A 23,305-nucleotide genomic window follows, 5' to 3' on the forward strand; every position below is an offset into this window, starting at 1 on the left:
CCGAAACCCCCCGGCCGGACGACGCGGCAGCACCGGACGCGGACGCCGAACATGCACCAGAGGCAGACGGGCCGCAGGCCCAGGCTCCCGGCGAAGCGCAATCTGCCGAGCCCACGGAAGCGCCGGCCCCGGACGCGGATGAGTCGCAGGCCCAGGAGGCGGGTCACGGGCCGGTCGCCGAGGGCCGCTTTCGGTTCGGTCGTCGTCGCTCCCCCGCCGTCGTCGCCTCCGTCGCCGCCGCCGTTCTGCTGGCGGGGGGTGGCGGTGCCTACCTCGCGGCGTCGGCCGCCGGGGGCTCCGGTTCGGGCGCCCCGGCGCGGAGCGCGACGCCCCCGCCGCTGGCCCTGGACGGTTACTCGTCCGGCGGCGACAAGGGCATCGCCCCGGGCGAGCCCGTCCCCAACGGCGTCACCTACAGGGCGGACGGCGCCCTCCCGGAGGGTCCCGGCTCGGCGGCCGTGCACTGGCCGAGGGGCGAGGTCACCGAGGAGGACGTGGTGCGGCTCGCCGGCGCGCTCGGCCTCGACGGGAAGCCCGTCGCCGAAGGAGGGGCCTGGCGGATCGGCGGCGGCGACGGTCAGGGCCCGCGCCTCCAGGTGAACCGGGAGGCGCCCGGCACCTGGACGTTCCATCGCCACAGCCCCGGCACGGACAACTGCCGGAGCACCACGGTGTGCGCCAAGGCCCCCGCCACCGGCACCGACGTGCCGGTGGGCGAGGAGACGGCGAGGAAGGCGGCCGCGCCCGTCCTGAAGGCGGTCGGGCAGGACTCCGCCAAGGTCGACGCCGACCTGGTCCTCGGCGCCCGGCGCGTGGTGAACGCCGACCCGGTGGTCGGCGGGCTGCCGACGTACGGCTGGCCCACCGGCGTCACGGTCGGCGCCCAGGGCGAGGTGGTCGCCGCCAACGGCCAGTTGACCGCGCCGGACAAGGGGGACACGTACCCCGTGCTGAGCGCGGAGCGGACGCTGGAGCTGCTGAACGGGGCCCAGGACACCGCCCCGCGGGCCGGTATCGGCGGCTGCGCCGATCCCGTGCCGCTGGAGGGCGAGCAGCCGGCGGCGCCCTGCGAGGAGGCGCCGAGCAGCGCGCCGCGGGAGCCGATCGCCGTCGAGGACGCGGTGTTCGGGCTGGCCTCGCACTCGGTGGGCACCCGGCCCGCGCTGGTGCCGGCCTGGCTGTTCGAGGTGCGGGCGCCGGGGGCCCAGGACAGCCACACGGTGGCCTATCCGGCGATCGACCCGAAGTACCTGAGCCCGGCCCCGCCGGAGGGGCGGCCCAGCCCCGGGCCGTCCGAACCGGGCGACGGGACGGGCACCCGTGACGTCCGGGTGGAGGGCTACACCGCCGAGGGCCGCGAACTGACCGTGCGCTTCACGGGCGGGGTCTGCGCCGACTACACGGCGAAGGCCGTCGAGGCGCCCGGCCGGGTGACCGTGACGGTGACCGAGAAGCCGTGGAAGGACAAGGTCTGCATCCTGATCGCCAAGGTCCAGCACCGGACCGTGCAGTTGGCGGAGCCGCTCGGCGACCGGAAGGTCGTGGGCACGGACGGCAAGGCCGTGCCGCTGGAGAAGCCGGGGGCGCGGCTGCCCGGCTGACCTGGCACATGTGAAGGCGGCGGCCCCCTCGCGGGGGGCCGCCGCCTTCACATGTGGCCTCGGTGACGCGACCGCTCAGCTGAAGGAGTCGCCGCAGGCGCAGGAACCCGTCGCGTTCGGGTTGTCGATCGTGAAGCCCTGCTTCTCGATGGTGTCCACGAAGTCGATGGTGGCGCCGCCCAGGTAGGGAGCGCTCATCCGGTCGGTGACGACCTTGACCCCGCCGAAGTCCTTCTCCACGTCGCCGTCGAGCGAGCGCTCGTCGAAGAAGAGCTGGTAGCGCAGGCCGGAGCAGCCACCGGGCTGGACGGCGACGCGCAGGGCGAGGTCGTCACGGCCTTCCTGGTCGAGCAGCGCCTTCACCTTGGACGCGGCGGCGTCGGTCACGATGATGCCGTCGGTGACGGTGGTGGACTCGTCCGATACGGACATCTACATCTCTCCCGGGTTGTACGGAGACTGCTTGCCGACGGTTGCAACCGGCGGGGACGCGGATTCATTCCGGGCCGGGCCCGGGTCTTTCTCCTTGGCGCCCTCTTCATGCTCGCACATGCCCTCGCGGGCGCACAGCACTCGTGGACAGCGGGGCAACGCCATTCGACAGCGAGGTGTCAGGATTCACGTCACACCGACACTATGGCCATCGTCAAACTGACGTGAAGCGGTTATGATAGATAGCGTCATTCCGACGAAAAGTCGAGAAGATGTCCCGAATGTCCCGCCGGCCCGGCTTCCCCGGACCGGCGAGCCGCAGAACAGAAAGGGTGTGTGTCGTGACCACCGCCCAGACCCAGGAGCTCGACGTACAGCCGACGCCCCTCGCCCTGCTGCTGCTCGGCCGGGAGGCCGACCCGAGGAGCGAGCGCGGCGTCGAGTGTCCCGGTGACCTGCCGTCGCCGTCCGACCCGGACCTGGTGGAGCGCGCCCGCGCGGCCAAGGAGAAGCTCGGCGACAAGGTCTTCGTGCTCGGCCACCACTACCAGCGCGACGAGGTCATCCAGTTCGCGGACGTCACGGGCGACTCCTTCAAGCTGGCCAGGGACGCGGCGGCGCGCCCCGAGGCCGAGTACATCGTCTTCTGCGGCGTGCACTTCATGGCCGAGTCCGCGGACATCCTCACCGGCGACGACCAGAAGGTCGTGCTGCCTGACCTGGCCGCCGGCTGCTCGATGGCCGACATGGCGACGGCCGAGCAGGTCGCCGAGTGCTGGGACGTGCTGACCGAGGCCGGCATAGCCGAGCAGGTCGTGCCCGTCTCGTACATGAACTCGTCCGCCGACATCAAGGCGTTCACCGGCAAGCACGGCGGCACCATCTGCACCTCGTCCAACGCCGAGCGGGCGCTGGACTGGGCGTTCCAGCAGGGCGAGAAGGTGCTGTTCCTGCCCGACCAGCACCTCGGCCGGAACACCGCGGTACGGGACATGGGCATGTCCCTGGAGGACTGCGTCGTCTACAACCCGCACAAGCCGAACGGCGGGCTGACCGCCGACGAGCTGCGGGCCGCGAAGATGATCCTGTGGCGCGGCCACTGCTCGGTGCACGGCCGCTTCAGCCTCGACTCGGTCGACGACGTCCGCGCGCGCATCCCCGGTGTGAACGTGCTGGTCCACCCCGAGTGCAAGCACGAGGTGGTCTCCGCCGCCGACTACGTCGGCTCGACGGAGTACATCATCAAGACCCTGGAGGCCGCGCCGGCCGGCTCCAAGTGGGCCATCGGCACCGAGCTGAACCTGGTCCGCCGGCTGGCGAACCGTTTCGCGCCCGAGGGCAAGGAGATCGTCTTCCTCGACAAGACGGTCTGTTTCTGCTCGACCATGAACCGGATCGACCTCCCCCACCTGGTGTGGGCCCTGGAGTCGCTGGCCGAGGGCAACCTGGTCAACCGGATCGAGGTCGACAAGGAGACCGAGGCGTTCGCGAAGCTGGCGCTGGAGCGGATGCTGGCGCTGCCGTAGCCACCGGCACCGAAGCGACGTGAAGGGGGCCGCACCCGTGGGTGCGGCCCCCTTCGTCGTCCGGTCAGACCTGCGCCGGCTCCGGCTGGGGCTCCGCCGGGACCTGCGTCTTCGCCTGCCGCTTGGCGGCCCGCTTCTTCGCGCGGCGCTCCTTGCGCAGCTCCAGCATCGCGTACAGCGTCGGGACCAGCAGCAGGGTCAGCAGGGTGGAGCTGATCAGGCCGCCGATCACCACCACGGCCAGCGGCTGGGCTATGAAGCCGCCCTCGCCGGTGATCCCGAGCGCCATCGGGAGCAGGGCGAAGATGGTCGCCAGGGCGGTCATCAGGATCGGGCGCAGCCGGTGCCGGCCGCCCTCGACCACGGCCTCGACAACGCCGTAGCCCTGCTTGCGGTACTGGTTGATGAGGTCGATCAGCACGATGGCGTTGGTCACCACGATGCCGATCAGCATCAGCATGCCGATCATCGCGGGGACGCCCATCGGGGTGCCGGTCAGGATCAGCAGGCCGATCGCGCCCGTCGCGGCGAACGGGATGGAGACCAGCAGGATCAGCGGCTGGACCAGCGAGCGGAAGGTCGCGACCAGCAGCATGAAGACGATCGCGATGGCCGCCAGCATCGCCAGGCCCAGGTTGACGAAGGCCTCGTCCTGGTCCTCGGAGACGCCGCCGATCTGGGCGGTGGCGCCGTCCGGGAGGTCCAGGGCGTTGATCTTCGACTGGAGCTCGGTGCTGACCGCGCCCGTGTTGTCGCCGGTCGGCTTGGCGGTGATGGTCGCCGCGCGCTGACCGTCGATCCGGGTCATGGAGACCGGACCGTCCACCAGCTTCACGGTCGCGATCTCACCGAGCTTCACGGTGCCCAGCGGGAGCCTGCGCAGCTCGGCGATGGTGTCGGCCGGCTTCGCCGAGGTGATGACGATGTCCCGCTCGGTGTCGTCCAGCGTCGCCTTGCCCGCCGTGGTGCCGCGCACCGCCTGGGCGACGGCCGCGCCGAGCGTCTGGTCGTCGAAGCCGGCGGTGGCCGCCGCGTCCTTCGCGGTCACGGAGATGCGCGGGACGCTCTGCGCCAGGTCGCTGGTGACGTCGGTGACGTCGTCCAGGCCGGCCACCGTCTTGCGGACCTCCTCGGCGGCCTTGTTCAGCACGTCCGCGTCGGCCGCCTTCACGACGACGCTGAGGTCCTGGCTGCCGAAGCCGTCACCGGCCGCGATCGTGGTCGTGCCGAGCCCGTCGATCTTCTTCAGGCCGGCGTCGAGGCTGTCCTGGACGTCCTCGAAGGACGCCGAGTCCTCCAGCATCACCGAGTACGAGGCCTGGTTGGTGTCGGTGCCGCCGCCGAAGGCGGCCATGAAGCCGGAGGAGCCGACCGTCACCTGGTAGTCCTTGACGCCCTCGGTGTCGGCGAGCAGCTGCTCGACCTTCTTCGCCTCGGCGTCGGTCGCCGCCAGGCTGGTGCCGGGCTTCAGCTCCTGCTTGATGGTGAGGACGGCCTGCTCGCCCTGGTCGAAGAAGTTGGTCTTCAGCAGCGGCGCCATGCCGAAGGTGCCGAGCAGGACCACGACCGCGATGGCCACGCTGGTGAGCCGGCGCCGGGTGGCGAAGCGCAGGACGGGGACGTAGAAGCGCTGGAGCTTGCTGCGGGCCTCCTTCTCCTCCGCCAGGCGGCGCGCCTCGTCGGCGTCCTCGGGGGTGCCCTTGGGGGCCCGCAGGAACCAGAACGACAGGACCGGTACGACCGTCAGCGAGACCAGCAGCGACGCCAGCAGGGCGGCCGTGACGGTCAGCGAGAACGAGCCGAACAGCTCGCCCACCATGCCGCCGACCAGACCGATCGGCAGGAACACCGCGACGGTGGTGAGGGTGGAGGACGTCACCGCGCCCGCGACCTCGCGGACCGCGTTCAGGATCGCCGACTGGCGCTCCTCGCCGTAGCCGAGGTGGCGCTTGATGTTCTCCAGCACCACGATCGAGTCGTCGACGACCCGGCCGATGGCGATGGTCAGGGCGCCCAGCGTGAGCATGTTGAGGGACAGGTCCCGCGTCCACAGCACGATCAGGGCAAGCACGACGGAGAGCGGGATGCTCACCGCGGTGACCAGGGTGGAGCGGATCGAGGCCAGGAAGACCAGGATGACCAGGACCGCGAAGACCAGGCCGAGCGCGCCCTCCGTGGTCAGGCCCTCGATGGCCTTGGACACCGCCGGGCCCTGGTCGCTGACGACCGTGACGGTCGCGCCGGAGCCGAGGTCCGCGCGCATCTCGGGCAGCTTGTCCTCGACCGCCTTGGAGATGGCCACCGCGCTGCCGTCGTGGTCCATGGTGACGGCGACGGCCAGGCTGGGCTTGCCGTTGGTGCGCGTGAGGGAGTCGGCCTTGGCCTGCCGCTCGGTCACCTCGGCGACGTCACCGAGGCGTACGGGCTTCTTGACGCCCTCCCCGGTGAGCATCAGGTCCTCGATCTGCGCCAGCGAGGTGAAGGCGCCGCCGACCTGCACGGTGCGGTTGCTGCCGTCCTCGTCGAAGGAGCCGGCCGGGACGGTGGCGCCGCCCGCCTGGAGGGCCTGGGCGAGGCTCTGGACGGTGAGGCCGGCCCGGGCCAGGTCGCTGTCGTCGGGGGTGACGGAGACCTGGACGTCGCGCACGCCGTCGACCGTGACCTGGCCGACGCCGTCGATGTCCTCCAGGGACGGGACGACGGTCCGGTCCAGCCGGTCGGCGAGCGCCTGCTGGTCCTCGTCGGAGGTGACGGCGAGCACGACGGTCGGGATGTCGTCCGTCGATCCGGCGATGACCTGCGGGTCGACGTCGTCCGGGAGCTGCACGCGGGCCCGGTTGACGGCCTGCTGGACGTCGGCGACGAGCTGGTCGGTGTTGTTGCCGTAGTCGAAGGACGCCATGATCACGGCGTTGCCCTCGCTCGCCGTCGAGGTGACGCCGGTGATGCCGTCGACGGCTTCGAGGTTGTCCTCGATGGGCTCGACGACCTGCTTCTCGACCACGTCCGGGGACGCGCCCTGGTACGGGGCGAGGACCGACACCATGGGCAGTTCGATGGTGGGCAGCAGCTGCTGCTTGAGCTGCGGGATCGCGATCGCCCCGAAGGCGAGCGCGATGATCGACATCAGCCCTATCAGGGCCCGTTGCGCGAGGCTGAATCTCGACAGCCAGGACATGGGTCAGCGTCTCTCTTCTGTGGCCTGGGGCGGAAGCACCGGGCACACGTGAGCGCCCGTACCTACACCCTGAGCCATCGCCGGAGGGTGATCCGTCGGCCCTGGGTCCATTTCTCGGCCCGCGCCTACTCCCGCCGCAGTACGGCGATCCGGCGTCAGTCCACCCTCGGACGTACCAGCCCCGACTCGTACGCGATCACCACGAGCTGTGCCCGGTCGCGGGCGCCCAGCTTGGCCATGGCCCGGTTGACGTGCGTCTTCACCGTCAGCGGGCTCACCTCCAGACGCTCGGCGATCTCGTCGTTGGAGTGCCCGCCCGCGACCTGGACCAGCACCTCGCGCTCGCGCACGGTGAGCGCGTCGAGGCGCTCGGCGCGGGCCGGGTCGCGCTCGCCGTCGTGGCCGTCGCCGCCCTGGGCCAGGAAGCGGGCGATCAGGCCCTTGGTGGCGGCCGGGGAGAGCAGCGCGTCGCCGCCGGCCGCGACCCGGATGGCGGTGAGCAGCTCCTCCGGCTCGGAGCCCTTGCCGAGGAAGCCGGAGGCCCCGGCGCGCAGCGACTGCACCACGTAGTCGTCGACCTCGAAGGTGGTCAGGATGACGATCCGGACATGGGTGAGGTCGGGGTCGGAGCTGATCAGGCGGGTGGCGGCGAGACCGTCGGTGCCGGGCATCCGGATGTCCATGAGGACGACGTCGGCGCGCCGTTCCCTGGCCAGCTCCACCGCCTCCGCCCCGTCGGACGCCTCGCCGACCACCTCCATGTCGGGCTCGGAGTCGACGAGCACGCGGAAGGCGCTGCGCAGCAGGGCCTGGTCGTCGGCGAGCAGGACACGGATCGTCATGCGGGGTCCTTCGCTGAGGCGGCGCGGGTCTTGACCGGCAGGATGGCATGCACGCGGAAGCCGCCGCCGTAGCGGGGACCGGTGGTGAGGGTGCCGCGCAGGGCGGTGACGCGCTCACGCATGCCGAGCAGTCCGTGGCCGCCGCCGGAGACGGGGCCGTCGTCCTCGCCGGAGCCGTCGTCGAGGACGGTGATCTCGATGTTCTGGCCCACTCGCACGACGCTGACCTCGGCCCTGGCGGACGTTCCGGCGTGCTTCTGGACGTTGGTGAGGGCTTCCTGGACGACGCGGTAGGCGGCCAGGCCGACGGCGGCGGGGAGGTTGGTGCCGTGGTCGGCCCGGGCGACCTCGACGTGCAGTCCGGCGTTGCGGAAGGTGCCCACGAGTTCTTCGAGGCGGTCCAGGCCGGGTGCGGGTTCCGTCGGGGCCTCGGGGTCGTCGGACTGGCGCAGCAGGCCGACGGTGGCACGCAGTTCGTTGAGCGCGGAACGGCTGGCCTCGCGTACGTGCGCGAGGGCCTCCTTGGCCTGGTCGGGGCGCTTGTCCATGACGTGCGCGGCGACCCCGGCCTGCACGTTGACCAGGGCGATGTGGTGGGCGACCACGTCGTGCAGGTCGCGGGCGATGCGCAGCCGTTCCTCGGCGACCCGGCGGCGGGCCTCCTCCTCGCGGGTGCGTTCGGCCTTCTCGGCGCGCTCCCGGATGGCCTGCACGAAGTCCCGGCGGCTGCGGACCGCGTCGCCCCCGGCCGCGGCCATGCCCGTCCAGGCGAAGACGGCAAGGTTCTCCTGGGCGTACCAGGGCAGCGGGCCGGCGAGCATGGCGGCGCCGGTCAGCACGGTCATGGTGAGCAGCCCGACGCGCCAGGTGGTGGAGCGGTCGGTGGTGGCGGCGACGGTGTAGAGGGCGACCACGGCGGCCATGGCGACCGGGGCCCTCGGGTTGCCGGTGACGAACTCGACGACCGCGAAGGAGCCGGTGAGGGCGAGCACCCGCAGCGGGGCGCTGCGGCGGCGCACCAGGGCGCCCGCGGCGAACACCATGAGGACGAGGCTGAGGGGGTCCGGGGTGCGCAGCACCCAGTCGACGCCGTGCTTGTCGCGCGGGTCCACGAAGGAGCCCGCCACCATGCAGACCAGGACGCCGGCCGCGAGCGCCGCGTCCAGCGCCGTGGGGTGCGCCTTCAGACGGCGCCGGGCGCTTTCGAGGGTGCTCACGGCTGTCAACGGTACGGGTACCCCCCGGGGCTGGGAACGGGGGCCGACGGCGCTCGCGCCGTACGGCCCGGTCCGGTCCGTCAGCCTCCGGGGATCAGGCCGTCGTCGCTGAGCAGTTCGCGGACCTGCTCCAGGGTCGCGTCGGAGGAGGGGAGGATCAGCTCGGAGGGTTCCAGGGAGTCGTCCGGCAGGGGCTCGCCCAGTTCACGGACCTTGGTCAGGAGGGCCTGGAGGGTACGGCGGAAGCCGGGGCCGTCGCCGTTCTCCATCTCCGCCAGCAGTTCGTCGTCCAGCTTGTTCAGCTCGGTGAGGTGGCCGTCGGCCAGCCTCACCTGGCCCTCCCCCATGATCCGTACGATCATGTCGCCCTCCGGTGAGTGACTACTGCTTGTCGAAGCGCGGGGTGTCCTGCGGCTGCTGCTGCGACTGGGGCTGGTCCTTGCCGCCCTCGATGGCCTGCTGGCCGCTGGTGCCGCCGGCCAGCTCCGCCTTCATGCGCTGCAGCTCCAGCTCCACGTCCGTACCGCCGGAGAGGCGGTCCAGCTCGGCCTGGATGTCGTCCTTCGCCATGCCCGTGGGGTCGTCGAGAGCGCCGGAGGCGAGCAGTTCGTCGATCGCGCCGGCCCGCGCCTGGAGCTGGGCGGTCTTGTCCTCGGCGCGCTGGATGGCCAGGCCGACGTCGCCCATCTCCTCGGAGATGCCGGTGAAGGCCTCGCCGATGCGGGTCTGGGCCTGCGCGGCGGTGTACGTGGCCTTGATCGTCTCCTTCTTGGTGCGGAAGGCGTCGACCTTGGCCTGGAGGCGCTGGGCGGCCAGGGTGAGCTTCTCCTCCTCGCCCTGGAGCGTCGCGTGCTGCGTCTCGAGGTCCGTGACCTGCTGCTGGAGGGCTGCGCGGCGGGACAGGGCCTCACGGGCCAGGTCCTCACGGCCCAGCGCCAGCGCCTTGCGGCCCTGGTCCTCCAGCTTGGTGGACTGGGTCTGCAGCTGGTTCAGCTGGAGTTCCAGGCGCTTGCGGGAGGTGGCCACGTCCGCGACGCCGCGGCGGACCTTCTGGAGCAGCTCCAGCTGCTTCTGGTACGAGTAATCGAGGGTCTCGCGCGGGTCCTCGGCCCTGTCAAGGGCCTTGTTCGCCTTCGCGCGGAAGATCATCCCCATACGCTTCATGACACCGCTCATGGGCTTCGCGCGCCCCCTTCTGACGGACTCCGGCTCCAGCTCTGCGACAGAACCCACAGTACGGGCCCTGCATCCATTACCGCACTGTTCGGGGACGGATGCGCTCATCCCCAAGGACGACTGAGTGCGCTCCCGCTCCGGCGTAGGGAGTAGGTGGTCCCCGGGTATGCCCCGAGGGATCCGGGGGGATCCGAGAGCGTACGCATCGTCCCCTCTGTCCCCTTACAGACGACTGGTGTTGCGGGATCGTTCCCCGCGGGACTGGGGTCCATGCCCCTGGACCCCGTACCCTTGGGTTTTGTGTTCCGTAGCCGTGCCAAAGACGAGAAGGCCGCCGTCGCCGCCCAGGCCCAGGTGTCCGACTCCCAGCAGCCCCGTGACCCGCAGGCCCCGAAGGGTCGGCCGACGCCCAAGCGCAGTGCGGCCCAGTCCCAGCGCCGCAGCGTCGCCAATACGTCGATGACCCGCAAGGACGCCGCCAAGCGCCAGCGCGAGGAGCGCCGTGCCGCCATGGAGCGGCAGCGCCAGGCGCTCGCCGGGGGTGACGAGCGGTATCTGCCGGCCCGCGACAAGGGCCCGGTGCGCCGCTTCGCGCGCGACTTCGTCGACTCGCGGTTCAACATCGCGGAGTACTTCCTGCCGATGGCCGTGGTCATCCTGGTGCTGAGCATGGTGCGGGTGCCGTCGCTGCAGAGCATCGCGCTGCTGCTGTGGCTGGTCGTGATCGTGCTGATCGTGCTGGACTCGGTGCTCACCGGATACCGGCTGAAGAAGCGGCTGGCCGAGCGCTTCCCCGACGAGAACAGGCGCGGCGCGGTCGCCTACGCCCTGATGCGCTCCCTCCAGATGCGCCGACTCCGGCTGCCCAAGCCGCAGGTCAAGCGCGGAGAGCGGCCCTGAGCGCGACGTCCTTCCCCGAGGGTGCGGCAAAGGCCTGGCTGAGCAAGCTCGGCGGGCTGCGTGATGTCGTACGGCAGGAACTGGTGGCCCGGCAGCTCGACGAGCAGATAGCCGGGCGCTTCCCCGTCGGACAGCGCCTTCGGGTGCTCGACGTGGGGACGGGCCAGGGCACGCAGGCACTGCGGCTGGCCCGAGCCGGACACCAGGTGACCGGCATGGAGAAGGACACCACCATGCTCGCGGCGGCGCGCTCGGCGCTCGCCGCGGAGCCGGAGGGGATCCGCGAGCGGGTGCGGCTCGTCGAGGGGGACGGCCGGGACACGGGGGTTCATTTCCTGCCCGGCAGCTTCGATCTCGTGCTCTGTCATGGCGTGCTCATGTATGTCGACGACCCCGATCCGCTGGTGGCGGGGCTCGCGCGGATGCTGGCGCCGGGCGGGCTGCTGTCGCTGCTGGTGCGCAACGGCGACGCGCTCGCCCTGCGGCCGGGGCTCTCCGGCGACTGGGGCACGGCGCTCGCCGCCTTCGACACCACCGCGTACCGCAACCGGCTGGGGCTCGACGTCCGGGCCGACCGTCTGGACACGCTGACCGCCACGCTCGCCGGGATCGGGGCGCCGCTGCACGCCTGGTACGGCGTGCGCGTCTTCACCGACACCGCCGCCGACGGGGCGCAGCCGCCGGCCGACGTGGAGACCCTGCTGGCGGTGGAGGAACGCGCCGGCCGGACGGACCCGTACCGGGGGGTAGCGGCACTGCTGCATCTGTGCGGGGTACGCGGCTAGGGCCTGTCTGACAATTCGCGTCGTCGCACGGAGGGCGGCCGGACGGCGTCAGGTGCGTGCTCTCGGGGCGCCGGGCCCTGACCCGCGTACTGGACGTACTCGGGTCAGGGCCCGGTGCGGCGAGAGTGCGTGCATGGCGCCGTCCGGCAGACGGGAATTGTCAGACAGGCCCCAGGGCCTGTTGCCCGTTCGGGTGTATCGGGCGGGCCCTGGTGGGGGGCGGAACGCCAGACTCGGGGCATGGAAGCTCACCCCTACCGGGTCCCACGCCGTCGCGTGGGCGTCCTGTGCTGCCTCCTGCTCGTTCCCGGCTGCACGGTGGGCGGGACGGACGCGGGCAGGACCACCGCGCGCGCCGTGGCGCCGAGAGCGGCGAACGACCTCCAGACCGAATACCAGCAGGTGATCAAGGAAGCCCTGCCGTCGGTCGTGCAGATCCAGGGCCGCAGCGACCTGGGCTCCGGGGTGGTCTTCGACGACAAGGGCCACATCGTCACCAACGCGCACGTCGTCGGTGATCAGCGGACGTTCCGCGTGACGACGGCCAACAGCGAGGACCAGCTCACCGCGCGGCTCGTCTCCTCCTACCCCGAACAGGACCTGGCCGTGGTGAAGCTGGAAAAGCCTCCCCAGGGGCTGCGCCCGGCACGGTTCGCGGACTCGGCGAAGGTCGAGGTCGGGCAGATCGTGCTGGCCATGGGATCGCCGCTCGGACTGTCGTCGAGCGTCACCCAGGGGATCGTCTCCGCGACCGGACGGACCGTCACCGGGCCAGGCGAGGGCGGGGCCTCGGGCGCGACGATCGCCAACATGGTGCAGACCTCGGCGGCCATCAACCCCGGCAACAGCGGGGGCGCCCTGGTGAACCTCGACGGTCAGGTCATCGGCATCCCCTCGCTCGCCGCGACCGACCCGAGCCTCGGCGAGGGCGCGGCGCCCGGCATCGGGTTCGCGATCCCGGCGTCCACGGTCCGGTCGATCGCCGGTCAGATCGTGCGGGACGGGCGGGTCACGAACTCGGGGCGGGCGGCGCTCGGCATCACGGGCCGCACCGTCGTCGACGCCGACTACCGCTCGGACGGGGTGGCCGTCGTCGAGGTGCACCCGGGTGAGGCGGCGGCCGAGGCCGGTATCCGGGCCGGGGACGTCATCACCGGGTTGGGTGACACGGAGGTCACCAGCATCACCTCGCTCGCACAGGCGCTGGCGGCGCTGCGGCCGGGCGCGCGGACGACGGTGACGTTCACCCGCGACGGCCAGGAGCGGACCGTCGACGTGACGCTCGGCGAGCAGTGACGCGAGCAGTGACGGCGAGGAGAAGGGCGGCCGTGCGGCCGCCCCGTCCCGTCAGGCGTCTTCCGCGTGCAGGCTCATCGGCCCGTAGATCTCGGTGGTGTCCTCGAACAGCCGCACCTGGTCCGCGCCCCCGGCGACCAGCTCCTTCCACTGCTCGCCGAGCCAGGACTCGGCGTCGCCCTGCGTGGTGAACTCCTCGGGCTGCACCGCGGGCTGGACCTCCGTCCCGTCGGACTTCTCGAACCGCCACGTCCATGCCGCCATGTACGCCTCCCAGCTGTCGGCACCTGCAGGGCCGGGCCGGATCTCGCCCGGCACCGGCCCCGAGCCTATGCGCTCCGCCGGGTGAGCCGGCATCAGAGCGCGGGTGATCGGCCACATCGAGGGTGCGCGGCGGCCCGGCCACGCCGGTCGGGCCCTCCCGGGCGCGCATGACGGACGGCGACCGGCGAAAATCGGATCGTGGAACTGACTCTGCTCGGCACCGGCGCCCCCGCGGGACTCCCCCGCCCCGACTGTCCCTGTGCGGCGTGCGCGACCGCGCTCGGTGCCGACGCGCGGGCGGCGACGTCCGTGCTGGTGGACGGGGCGCTGCTGCTCGACCTGACGCCCGGCGCGGCGTTCGCGGCGGCGCGGGCGGGACGGTCGCTGGCGGGGGTGCGGCAGGTGCTGCTGTCGCACCCGCACAACGGGCCGCCGGTGGAGGTGCCGGCCGGGCTCCCGCAGCCGGGACGGGTGCCGGACGGGCGGGAGTTGGCGTTGCTGACGGGGCATCGGGTGCGGGCGCTGGCGATGGACTCGCCCGGGACGGGGTACGCCGTGACCGGGCCGGACGGCAAGCGGCTGCTGTATCTGCCGCCGGGGTGCGCGCCCGCCGGGCTGGAGGAGGGGACGCAGACGGCGGAGCCGTACGACATGGTGCTCCTGGACGTCGTGGGGCGGCCGGACGCGCTGGCGCGGCTGCGGGCGGTGGGTGCGGTCGGGCCCACGACGGACGTCGTCGCCGTGCACCTGGACCACGACGTGCCGCCCGGGCCCGAGTTGCGGCGCCGGCTCGCCGCGGCGGGGGCGCGGGCCGTACCAGACGGGGCGACCCTCGCGGTCGGGGCGTACGAGAACGTGCCGGACGTGCCGCGCCGGACGCTGGTGCTGGGCGGGGCGCGGTCGGGCAAGTCGGTGGAGGCGGAGCGGCGGCTGGAGGCGTTCCCCGACGTGCTGTACGTGGCGACGGGCGGGACGCGGAACGGCGACGGCGAGTGGGCGGAGCGGGTCGCCGCGCACCGGGAGCGGCGGCCGGGTTCGTGGCGGACGGTGGAGACCTGCGACCTGGTGCCGCTGCTCACGCAGGAGGGGCCGCCGCTGCTGGTCGACTGCCTGTCGCTGTGGCTGACGGACGCGATGGACGCCGTGGGCGCGTGGGACGACGCGGAGTGGGCGGACGGCGGGGAGAAGGCGCTGCGGGAGCGGGTGCACGCGCTGACGGACGCGGTGCGGAGCACCCGCCGGGTGGTGGTCGCGGTGTCGAACGAGGTGGGCTCGGGCATCGTCCCGGCCACCGCGTCCGGGCGGCGCTACCGGGACGAACTCGGCCGCCTGAACGCGGCGTTCGCGGCCGAGTGCGAGCAGGTGCTGCTGGTGGTGGCGGGGCAGGCCGTGGTGCTGCGGGGGTGACGCGACGGCCTGGGCGAGCCGTTCCGGGCGCGCCCTAGGGCCCGTCGGAGGACGGGTTCGGGGGCTGCGGGTTCTTGCGGGCGATCACCCGGTAGGCGTTGGAGCAGCCGGAGCGGCGGGCCAGCGGCACCAGGGCGTGGTCGAGGGCCCTCGCCGTCAGGCGCACCGGCGCGGTGGCCGCCGTCAGGGCCGTGCGCACGGCCTGCTGGAGGACCGTGGGCGGGGTGGCCCGCCAGGGGGCGTCGGGGGACGGCAGGGCCTGGGACAGCGCCCGGGCCGCCGCCGTGGCGAGGTCGGCGGGGACATGGGGCGCCACCGCGTCCGTGGCGAGGATCGTGCAGTTGCCGTCCTCCAGCGCCTTGTGCACGTTGGCCGGCGGGAGCAGGTGCAGCTGGTGCGGCTGCGCGTGGGCGGGCCACCACTTGCCGAGGAGCGCGGCGTAGACGCTGAGCGGGTCGGCCAGTTCGAGGACGAGGTGGCCGCCGGGGCGCAGGGCCGCGATCGCCGCCTTGAGTTCCTCACGGGGCGAGGGCGCCCGCTCCAGCTGGTGGAAGACGCTCACCACGTCGTAGCGGGAGCGCAGCCGGCCCAGCAGGCCGGGGGTGGTGAGGTGGCCGACGTAGGCCTCCTCCACGCGCTCCGTGGCGCGGGCGCGCAGCACCCGGGGGGTCGGATCCGTGCCGTCGAAGGCCGTGTACGGCAGCAGCTCCTGCGCGGCGGCGGGGAAGTCGCCCTCGCCCGTGCCGACGTCCAGCCAGCTCTCCGGCTCCGTGAGGTGCAGCATCGCCCGGACCCGCGCGCGGTGGCGGCGGCGGGCCGGCGGGCTCTCGTACCCGTCCCGGTCCCGGTGGTAGAACGCCATGCCCTCGGGGGTGAGGCCCGGGTTCTGGAAGACGTGCGCGCAGTCCTCGCACTCCTCGACGGTGAACGTGCCCGGCTTGCCCTGGACGACGTCGGGGGCCGTGAGGCGGACGCGCAGGCGCTGCCCGCCGCACCAGGGGCAGCTCTCGCGGCGGGGCGCGTGGAAGCGCTCGGTGCCCTGGGCGAGTTCGGCGAGGTATTTGGCACGGCGCAGGTCGATGGCCGGCGGGGCGGCGGGGGCGGACGACGACATGGGCGACTCCCGGGGCGCGACGGACAGGGCGGGGAGGGACGTACGACAATCCGCTGCAAAGCGGAACGTATGGGATCCCGATCTTGGGTGCAACGACGTGGTGGGTTCGTGGTCGCCATGTGGCGCCGTCCTGTTCGACCGGGGCCGGTACTGTTCGGCGAATGAGCTCGCTGAATCTCGACGACTTCACCGATCTGATCGAGCGCCCCGACGGCGGGGTGCGCCGCGACGCGGAGGCGCGCAGGGAGCGTCAGATCGTGCCGCCCGGTTCCCTGGGACGCCTCGACGACCTGGGTGAATGGCTGGCGGCGGCGCAGGGTGCCGTACCGGTACGGCCGGTCGAACGGCCGCGGGTCGTGCTGTTCGCCGGTGACCACGGTGTCGCGGAGCTGGGGGTGTCGGCGCGGCCCGCGGGCAGCGCGGTGGAACTGGTGCGCGACGTACTGGAGGGCGGCCGTCCGGTGTCGGTGCTCGCCCGGCGGCTCGACGTGCCGGTGCGGGTCGTGGACATGGCGCTCGACTGCGATCCGCGGGCCCTGCCGGAGGACGTCGTCAGGCACCGGGTGCGGCGCGGCAGCGGGCGGATCGACATCGAGGACGCGCTGACGGCGCAGGAGGCCGAGGCGGCGTTCCGGGCCGGGGTCGCGGTGGCCGACGAGGAGGCCGACTCCGGTACGGATCTGGTGGTGCTCGGCGATGTGAGCGTGGGCGGCACCACGGTGGCCGCGGTACTGGTCGCCGCGCTGTGCGGGACCGACGCGTCCGTCGTGACGGGGCGGGGCGGGGTCGCGATCGACGACCTGGTGTGGATGCGCAAGTGCGCGGCGATCCGGGACGCGCTGCGGCGGGCGCGGCCGGTGCTCGGGGACCAGTTGATGTTGCTGGCGGCGGTCGGCGGGGCCGATGTCGCCGCGATGACCGGGTTCCTGCTCCAGTGCGCCGTGCGCAAGGTGCCGGTGATCCTGGACGGCGTGGTGGCCGCCGCGTGCGCGCTGGTGGCCCAGCGGGTCGCGTTCCGGGCGCCGGACTGGTGGCTGGCCGGGCACGACAGCGGTGAGCCGGGGCAGGCCAAGGCGCTGGACCGGATGGCGCTGGAGCCGCTGCTGAACCATGGGGTCTCGGTCGGGGAGGGCGCCGGGGGCCTGCTGGCGCTGCCGCTGGTCCAGGCCGCGGCCGCGCTCGCGGCGGAACTGCCCGAACACCCCGAGGAGAAGCGACCCACCGAGGAGCCGGAGGCGGTGTAGAACACGCTGCGGCAACTCCCGAGGCGCCCGGCGGGCGCCTCCCTCCCGGCGGCCGCCTCCCGAGGTGGCCGCCGGGGCGGCTTCCGTGGTGGCTGGCAGGGCGACACCCGCGGCGCCTGGCGGGCGGCCCCGTTGTGCCCAGCGGGACTACTCCCGTGGCGTCCGCGGCCCCGTTGTGTCCAGCGGGACTAATCCCGTGCCATCCGGCAGGGCGACTCACGAGGCGCCCGGCGGGCGCCTCCCGAGGTGGCCGCAGGGGCGGCTTCCGTGGTGTCCGGCGGGACTACTCCCGCGGCGCCCGCAGGGCGGCTCCCGAGGTGTCCGGCGGAGCGATGCGGCGCCTGGCAGGCGGCTTCCGAGGTGTCCGGCGGGGCAACCCCCGAGGCGGCCGACGACCGGCTCCCGTTGCGCCCGGCGGGACCACTCCCGCAGCGCCCGGCGGGGCGACTCACGAGGTGTCCGGCGGAGCGATGCGGCGCCTGGCAGGCGGCTCCCGAGGTGTCCGGCGGGGCAACCCCGAGGCGTCCGGCGGGCGGCTCCCGTTGTGCCCGGCGGGACCAATCCCGCAGCGTCCGGCGGGACTGATCCCGTGCCATCCGGCAGGGCGACTCACGAGGCGTCCGGCGGGGCGACTCACGAGGCGCCTGGCGGGCGGCTCACGGGGTGCCCGGCGGGCGACTCCCTGATGGCCGGCGGGGCGACATCCGAGGTACCCGGTGGGTCAGTGGGTTTCCAGGGCGCGGGTTCGCTCCGGGTCCGGGGTGCCGCCGAGCCAGTCCTGGAACCTGCGGGTGGGGCCCAGCCAGCGGCGGTCGTGGTGGTAGGCGCGCAGGCATGACCTGGCCCGGGCGCGAGGGCGCCGGCGGTAGAGGCGTTTGGCCCAGGGCGACCCCGGGCGGGCCAGCCGGATCGCCCCGAACAGGGCGACGAACGGGATGATCACGCCGAGGATCGCCACCCGGGCCTTGCCCTTGGCGAGGGCCACCAGCGCGAACAGGAAGTTCCCGGTCACCGTGGAGATGACCGACCCCCGGTCCTGGAGCTCGTCCTGGTCGAGGTCGTTGACGCCGAACGGGGCGAATCCGGCCACCCACAGGCCGACCAGGGCGGCGGTGAGCACGACCGCCTCGACGCTCTGGCGGCCCTCCTCGGTCCAGTAGACGTCCGCCAGATGCAGGATCAGGGCGAACTCGTCCAGCACCAGGCCCGCGCCGATCCCGAAGACCACCGCGGAGACGTACGACCCGAAGCCGTACCGGCCGCCCGCCACCGCGCCGAAGCCGCCGACGAGGGTCAGGACGACGCCGGGCACCACGTGGTGCACATGCACGCCGCCCGCGCTGACGTTGCGGAACGGGCCCCGGCCCGCCCGGATCATGCGGGTGATGAGCCGGGTGATCAGGAAGGTCAGCACGAAGGCGGCGAGGGCGAGCAGCAGAGGGAGCTTGCCGGGCTCGACGATGTTGCGTTCCAGCCAGTTCCCCATACGCCCAAGTTTGCCCAGGAACGCGGTCAGGTGCTCTGCGAGCGGTCGCGTAACCTGCCCGGATGCCCCTGCTCCCGCCCCCGCACGGCCTGCGATTCGCCTTCGGCACCCTCACCGTCCTGCCGGTGCGCGTGACGCGCTGGGACCGGGAGGCCGCGCGCGGCGGCATGCTCTGCGCGCCGCTCGCCGGGCTCGTCGTCGGCCTCTGCGCGGCCGGAGCCGGACTGCTGGCGCTGGTCCTCGGCGCGGGTCCGCTGCTCGCCGCCGTCGCGAGTGCCGCCGTCCCCGCCGTGCTCACCCGGGGCCTGCATCTGGACGGACTGGCCGACACGGCGGACGGGCTGGGCAGCGGCAAGCCCGCCGAGGACGCGCTGCGCATCATGAAGCAGTCGGACATCGGCCCGTTCGGCGTGCTCACCCTGGTCTTCGTGCTGCTGGCCCAGGTGGCGGCTCTGGCGCAGCTCTACGACGCCTCCTGGGGCCAAGGCGCGCTCGCCGCCGTCGTCGCCGCGACCGCTGCCCGGCTGGCGCTGACGCTCGCCGCCCGCGCCGGGATACCGCCCGCCCGGCCGGAAGGGCTGGGCGCGGCCGTCGCCGGGGTCGTCCCGGTGCGCGGCGCGGTGGGCGTCGCCCTCGCGGTGACCGTGGCGGCGGCCGCGGGCGGGGCGCTCCTCGGGGCGTACGGCATGCTGCGCGCCGCCCTCGCGGTGGCCGTCTGCGCCGTCGTGGCCGAGGCGCTGCTGCGGCACTGCGTGCGCCGGTTCGGCGGCGTCACCGGCGATGTGTTCGGGGCCCTCGCCGAGACGGCGGCGACGACGGCGCTGCTGGTGCTCGTCCTGGGGTGAGCCCCCTCGGCGGATCCCTCAGCAGGTGCGGCGCCAGGCCCCCAGTTCGTACTTCTTCAGCAGCGAGCTCAGCCCCAGACGGCGGGACTCCGCGCAGAAGCGGTCGGTGGGGAGTTCGTACTCGGCGTGGAAGACCGCCTTGCCCGCCTTCACGAAGGGGGTGAGGGCCTCGCACTCGCCGTACTGGGCGCACTGTTCGTTGACCGCGAAGTCGAAGTCGCCGACCAGTTCGGGGATCTGGTCGAGGTCGTTCTTCAGGCCGACGGCCATGCCGCGCTCATGGGCCAGGCCGGCGATAAGCCGGTTGTAGCGGAGCTGGTCGGCGGCCGTGAGGGGGAAGCCGGTGACGTTCTTGTAGCCGTCCATGTTGTCCGGCTCGACGGCGTCGAAGCCCTTGTCGCGGCACATGTCGACGCGGGCGGCCATCAACGGCTCCAGGACGTCGGTGCGGCGGATGTCGAGCCAGCGTTCGCCCTCCCAGCCGTTGCCCTTGCCGAGGACGGACCGGGGGAACTCGCCGGCGTCCGGCCGCCAGTCCTCCCAGGCGCCGGTGGAGAGGTAGCAGATGACCTTGCGGCCCTCGTCGTGCAGCGCGGCGACCTTGGCCTCGGAGTTGTCGAAGCCGTCGATGTCGTAGACGGGGGCGTCGACGGAGGTGTCGAGGCGGCCGCGCAGCTGCCACTGCCAGTCGGTGCCGGGCCGCGGCTGCCATATGTCCTCCGGCGGCCGGGGGGCGGAGGTGCAGCCCGCGAGCAGCAACAGCAGGGCGACGAGGAGGATCGGGCGTCTCACCGGGCGGGCTCCAGGGTGTGCGGCGGGGTACCCCAGGGATGATCTCCCATGCGGCGGGGCGGGCGGCCGGGTGCTCATCGATGGGCGGTGGCCCTTCCCAGCAGGACGCAGACCAGGGCCGCCTGGGCCGCGGCGGCGCACCCGTACACCGCCACCGCGGTCAGGTGCGGGGCACCGGTGCGGGTGGCGAGGAGCAGTGTCTGCGCGAGCGCGGCCGCGGCGCAGATCAGCGCGGCGCCGAGGACCGCGCCGAACGACTGGAGCAGCAGGCCCGTCCACAGCACCACCCCGAGCAGCAGCAGCGCGGCCGACGCGGCGCCGCCGGGGAACGGGCTGTGCGGCCACAGCGCCGTGGTGGCCGGCACGAGGGCGAGCAGGACGGCGAGGTAGCAGGCGAGGCACCGGACGACGGTGCGGGCGGTGGCCCGCCGGAAGGCGCGGGGCGTGCCGGTGGAGCGCAGTCCGGCCAGGCTGCCGCTGCGGAAGCGGTGCAGCAGCCATTCGGCGGGACCCATGCTGAGCGTGAGCGCCACGGCGGCCGGCGCCGCCGACGCGCTGGGTGCCAGCCCGGCGAGGACGTCGCCAAGGGCGGCGTGGAGCACCAGGACGCCGCCGGCCGCGCCGAAGAGGGCGTACGGCAGGGACGCCGAGAGGCGGGGCCCGCTCGTGCGGCGGGGCGCCGGGCCCCGCGCCCCGAAGGGCAGCAGTGCCGTGAGCCCCGCGATCCGGCTGCCCTCGTCCGGTGCGCGCACGGCGGGCGCCACTTCCCGGCAGGCGACGGCCGTGACCGCCGCCAGGGGGACGAGCAGCAGGGCGAGGCGGATCGCCTCGGGCACGTCCGTGAACAGGCTGACGAGCGCGCCCGCCGCCATCGGCAGCAGCGCGGCCAGCAGGGCCCGTTCACGGCCGAGGACCAGCAGGGCGGTGGACGCGCCCAGGTAGCAGGACTGGCCCGCGGCGAAGGCCACGGCGGACGGGCCGGCGCCGCCCGCGGCGGCGAGGGCGGCGAGGGCGCCGAGCACGGCGCCGAGCGGGCCGCCCACGAGGAGACAGCGGCGGGCCGCGGTGCGGTCGCCGAGGCCCAGCCAGGAGTACGCGCGGTGGGCGAGCCCCTGGTTCCATGCCCAGCCGGTCAGGGCACCGACGAGCAGCGGGACCGTGCCGGACGGGAGGCCGAGCCCGTCGCGCGGGCCCGCGAGGAACGGGGCGCCCAGGACGAAGGCGAGGCCGGGGAGGGCGAAGACCACGCCGCGCAGCAGGCAGCCGAGGAGACCGGCCTGCCAGGGGTCGTGGGCCGGGCCGTCGGGTTCGGGATGGCGGCGCTCGACGCGTGCGTAGAGCGCCTCCGCCAGGGCGAAGGAGTTCTTGACGCCGTACCGCTCCCGTATCTGGGGGTCGGTCAGTCCGTCGGACTCCAGCAGCGCGGCTATCTCGTCGGGATGGACGGCGCCGGCCACGAAGTCGTCGAGGCGCGCGGCGAGTTCGTCGACGGGGTCCCGTTCCGCCCAGCCGGGGACGGCCCGCTGACGCGGGATCACGGACACGTTCTCGGCGTGGGCCCCGGGGGGCGTCCGGAGGTCTCCGCTCATCGGCCGGTCCCTCCCGCGGGCTCCGGGCGGGGGGACCCCGAGGTCGCGGCGGCCGTGTACCAGGGGTCGTGCAGTTCCGCGGTCCAGTCGGCCACCGTCTCCACCGTCGGCTCGTAGACCGTGGCCCGCCCGGCGAGTTCCTGGTAGATCGTGCCGAAGTTCTCCACGCAGCGGCGGAGCGTGAACCGCTCGATGACCCGCCCGCGCGCCGACTCGGCCAGTTTGAGGCGCCGTTCGTCGTCCCGCAGCAGCGTCAGCGCCGCCGCGGCCATCTTCTCCGGCTCACGTGGCGGCACGACGAGTCCGGTGTCGCCGACCGCCTCGCGCACTCCCCCGACGTCGGTCGAGACCGTGGTACGCCCGCAGGACATGGCCTCGATGATCGAGAACGGGAAGCCCTCGGAGATGGACGAGAGCATCACGACGTGCCCGGCGGCGTAGGCGCGCCAGACCTCGCTGATGCGGCCCTCGAAGGTGAGGCCGTCGGTGACGCCCAGTTCGGCGGCCAGCTTCTCCAGGCGGGTGCGGTAGGCCTCGCCGCCGGGCGGGACGGGGCCGAAGAGACGCAGCCGGGTCTCGGGGAGTTCGGCGCGCACCATGGCGTAGGCGCGCAGCAGGGTCTCCAGGTCCTTGATCGGGTCGACGCGGCCGCACCAGGTGAGGGTCGGGACGTCGGGTTCCGGTCCGGCGTGCGGGAAGGCGGCCGGGTCGACGCCGTTGTAGACGGTGCGGATCCGGTCGGCGTCGGCACCGCCGCGCTCCTCCCAGCGGCGGTTGTACTGGTTGCACGGGGTGATCAGGTCGGCCGTGCGGTAGCCGTGCGAGTTGAGGGCGCGGTAGAAGGCGAGCATGAACGCCTTCACCGGCCAGCGCTGGGCGTCACGGCGGTGTCCGAGGTAGCGCTCGCGCAGGTAGATGCCGTGCTCGGTGAGCAGGAACGGCACTCCGTCCAAGGCGTGCGCGGCGAGGGCGGGCAGCGTGGCGAGACCGCTGCTCACCGCGTGGGCGACGCTGTCCTGCCCGATCCGCACCCCGAGCGGACGCAGCGCGTGCTCCAGCAGGTCGGTCGCGGTCAGGGCGTCGTGGACGGTCGGCCGGGCCGCCGCCGTCGCCAGGTGCGGCATCGTCCAGATCCACATCAGCGACCGCAGCGCGGACTCGGTGCGCAGGGCCGCCGACAGCCGTCCGTCGCGGGCCACGCGGGCCAGTTCGTCGAGCGCCTCGCCGAAGTCGCAGGACGACTCCGGGTCGAGGAAGGACAGCAGGAAGCGCTCGTAGGAGTCGAGAAGCCGGCGGCGCGCACGGCCGGACGGTGCCCGCCCGCGGCCCGGGCGCGGGCCCCAGGTCGGAACGGTGGTGTGGCGGTAGACGTTGGGCGGCAGTTCCCAGGTCACGGGTTCGCGGCCGCTGCCGGTGAGCGAGACGATGTGGAAGTCGACCTCCGGCATGCCTCTGACGAGCTGGTCGCACCAGGTGCTGACCCCGCCGTGGACATGCGGATAGGTGCCTTCGGTGAGCATGGTGACGTGACGGCCGGTGCGCATCGCTGCGCCGCTCCCCCCTGTGTGCGGATTCTGTGCGGGGACCGCGGCCCGGACCCCGACCGCGGGT

The 23,305-nt window shown here is 73.4% G+C and carries 20 protein-coding genes; 8 read left to right on the forward strand and 12 right to left on the reverse strand.

The window, feature by feature from the left end:
- On the forward strand, positions 1 to 1,601 hold a 1,601-nt coding region (locus tag ACIP2X_RS24550; RefSeq protein ID WP_401676493.1), incomplete at its 5' end, for a hypothetical protein.
- A gap of 75 nt (positions 1,602 to 1,676) precedes the next feature.
- Here ACIP2X_RS24550 and ACIP2X_RS24555 read toward each other — a convergent pair.
- Positions 1,677 to 2,033: a HesB/IscA family protein gene (locus ACIP2X_RS24555; protein ID WP_399887460.1), complete on the reverse strand. Its 357-nt coding sequence runs from the start codon at positions 2,031 to 2,033 to the stop codon at positions 1,677 to 1,679.
- Between the two features lie 341 nt (positions 2,034 to 2,374).
- Between ACIP2X_RS24555 and nadA the strand changes: the two genes are divergently transcribed.
- Positions 2,375 to 3,559: a quinolinate synthase NadA gene (nadA, locus tag ACIP2X_RS24560; RefSeq protein ID WP_401676494.1), complete on the forward strand. Its 1,185-nt coding sequence runs from the start codon at positions 2,375 to 2,377 to the stop codon at positions 3,557 to 3,559.
- A gap of 64 nt (positions 3,560 to 3,623) precedes the next feature.
- Here nadA and ACIP2X_RS24565 read toward each other — a convergent pair whose 3' ends face one another.
- From ACIP2X_RS24565 to ACIP2X_RS24585, 5 genes are all read right to left on the reverse strand, one after another.
- Entirely contained in the window at positions 3,624 to 6,737 is a 3,114-nt protein-coding gene (locus tag ACIP2X_RS24565) for an efflux RND transporter permease subunit (protein ID WP_401676495.1), read from the reverse strand.
- Positions 6,738 to 6,892: 155 nt separating this feature from the next.
- A complete protein-coding gene (locus ACIP2X_RS24570) occupies positions 6,893 to 7,579 on the reverse strand; it encodes a response regulator (protein WP_401676496.1) in 687 nt (228 codons plus the stop codon).
- Positions 7,576 to 8,796, reverse strand: coding sequence for a sensor histidine kinase (locus tag ACIP2X_RS24575; RefSeq protein ID WP_401676497.1), 1,221 nt, complete (start codon positions 8,794 to 8,796; stop codon positions 7,576 to 7,578). Before ACIP2X_RS24575 ends, ACIP2X_RS24570 begins: the two co-directional genes overlap by 4 nt.
- 80 nt (positions 8,797 to 8,876) lie before the next feature.
- A complete protein-coding gene (locus ACIP2X_RS24580) occupies positions 8,877 to 9,158 on the reverse strand; it encodes a hypothetical protein (RefSeq protein WP_401676498.1) in 282 nt (93 codons plus the stop codon).
- 19 nt (positions 9,159 to 9,177) lie between these two features.
- Positions 9,178 to 9,951 carry a PspA/IM30 family protein gene (locus tag ACIP2X_RS24585; protein WP_401676572.1) on the reverse strand — a complete coding sequence of 258 codons (774 nt, stop codon included), beginning with the start codon at positions 9,949 to 9,951 and terminating at the stop codon, positions 9,178 to 9,180.
- Between the two features lie 291 nt (positions 9,952 to 10,242).
- Here ACIP2X_RS24585 and ACIP2X_RS24590 point away from each other — a divergent pair, with 291 nt between their 5' ends.
- From ACIP2X_RS24590 to ACIP2X_RS24600, 3 genes are all read left to right on the forward strand, one after another.
- Positions 10,243 to 10,872: a DUF3043 domain-containing protein gene (locus ACIP2X_RS24590; protein WP_401676499.1), complete on the forward strand. Its 630-nt coding sequence runs from the start codon at positions 10,243 to 10,245 to the stop codon at positions 10,870 to 10,872.
- An 83-nt stretch (positions 10,873 to 10,955) separates the two neighbouring features.
- Entirely contained in the window at positions 10,956 to 11,657 is a 702-nt protein-coding gene (locus ACIP2X_RS24595; protein WP_401676500.1) for a class I SAM-dependent methyltransferase, read from the forward strand.
- Between the two features lie 240 nt (positions 11,658 to 11,897).
- On the forward strand, positions 11,898 to 12,953 hold the full coding sequence (locus tag ACIP2X_RS24600) for a S1C family serine protease (RefSeq protein WP_401676501.1): 1,056 nt from the start codon (positions 11,898 to 11,900) through the stop codon (positions 12,951 to 12,953).
- Between the two features lie 51 nt (positions 12,954 to 13,004).
- On the opposite strand, the gene ACIP2X_RS24605 is transcribed toward ACIP2X_RS24600, so the two are convergent.
- Positions 13,005 to 13,217, reverse strand: coding sequence for a hypothetical protein (locus tag ACIP2X_RS24605; RefSeq protein WP_401676502.1), 213 nt, complete (start codon positions 13,215 to 13,217; stop codon positions 13,005 to 13,007).
- 198 nt (positions 13,218 to 13,415) lie between these two features.
- Here ACIP2X_RS24605 and ACIP2X_RS24610 point away from each other — a divergent pair, with 198 nt between their 5' ends.
- A complete protein-coding gene (locus ACIP2X_RS24610; protein ID WP_401676503.1) occupies positions 13,416 to 14,624 on the forward strand; it encodes a bifunctional adenosylcobinamide kinase/adenosylcobinamide-phosphate guanylyltransferase in 1,209 nt (402 codons plus the stop codon).
- A 34-nt stretch (positions 14,625 to 14,658) separates the two neighbouring features.
- On the opposite strand, the gene ACIP2X_RS24615 is transcribed toward ACIP2X_RS24610, so the two are convergent.
- A complete protein-coding gene (locus ACIP2X_RS24615; protein WP_401676504.1) occupies positions 14,659 to 15,738 on the reverse strand; it encodes a class I SAM-dependent methyltransferase in 1,080 nt (359 codons plus the stop codon).
- A gap of 161 nt (positions 15,739 to 15,899) precedes the next feature.
- Here ACIP2X_RS24615 and cobT point away from each other — a divergent pair, with 161 nt between their 5' ends.
- Positions 15,900 to 16,982 carry a nicotinate-nucleotide--dimethylbenzimidazole phosphoribosyltransferase gene (gene cobT / locus ACIP2X_RS24620; RefSeq protein WP_401676505.1) on the forward strand — a complete coding sequence of 361 codons (1,083 nt, stop codon included), beginning with the start codon at positions 15,900 to 15,902 and terminating at the stop codon, positions 16,980 to 16,982.
- 721 nt (positions 16,983 to 17,703) lie between these two features.
- Here the strand turns inward: cobT and ACIP2X_RS24625 are convergent.
- Entirely contained in the window at positions 17,704 to 18,468 is a 765-nt protein-coding gene (locus tag ACIP2X_RS24625) for a hypothetical protein (RefSeq protein WP_401676506.1), read from the reverse strand.
- Positions 18,469 to 18,530: 62 nt separating this feature from the next.
- Here ACIP2X_RS24625 and ACIP2X_RS24630 point away from each other — a divergent pair, with 62 nt between their 5' ends.
- A complete protein-coding gene (locus ACIP2X_RS24630; protein WP_401676507.1) occupies positions 18,531 to 19,313 on the forward strand; it encodes an adenosylcobinamide-GDP ribazoletransferase in 783 nt (260 codons plus the stop codon).
- An 18-nt stretch (positions 19,314 to 19,331) separates the two neighbouring features.
- Here ACIP2X_RS24630 and ACIP2X_RS24635 read toward each other — a convergent pair whose 3' ends face one another.
- The 3 genes from ACIP2X_RS24635 to pelF form a co-directional block, all read right to left on the reverse strand.
- Positions 19,332 to 20,105 carry an endo alpha-1,4 polygalactosaminidase gene (locus ACIP2X_RS24635; RefSeq protein ID WP_401676508.1) on the reverse strand — a complete coding sequence of 258 codons (774 nt, stop codon included), beginning with the start codon at positions 20,103 to 20,105 and terminating at the stop codon, positions 19,332 to 19,334.
- Positions 20,106 to 20,179: 74 nt separating this feature from the next.
- On the reverse strand, positions 20,180 to 21,694 hold the full coding sequence (locus tag ACIP2X_RS24640; protein WP_401676509.1) for a hypothetical protein: 1,515 nt from the start codon (positions 21,692 to 21,694) through the stop codon (positions 20,180 to 20,182).
- A complete protein-coding gene (gene pelF / locus ACIP2X_RS24645) occupies positions 21,691 to 23,238 on the reverse strand; it encodes a GT4 family glycosyltransferase PelF (protein WP_401676510.1) in 1,548 nt (515 codons plus the stop codon). Before pelF ends, ACIP2X_RS24640 begins: the two co-directional genes overlap by 4 nt.
- Positions 23,239 to 23,305 lie beyond the last annotated feature (67 nt).

This window comes from Streptomyces sp. NPDC089424 (assembly GCF_044749345.1).
GTDB lineage: Bacteria > Actinomycetota > Actinomycetes > Streptomycetales > Streptomycetaceae > Streptomyces.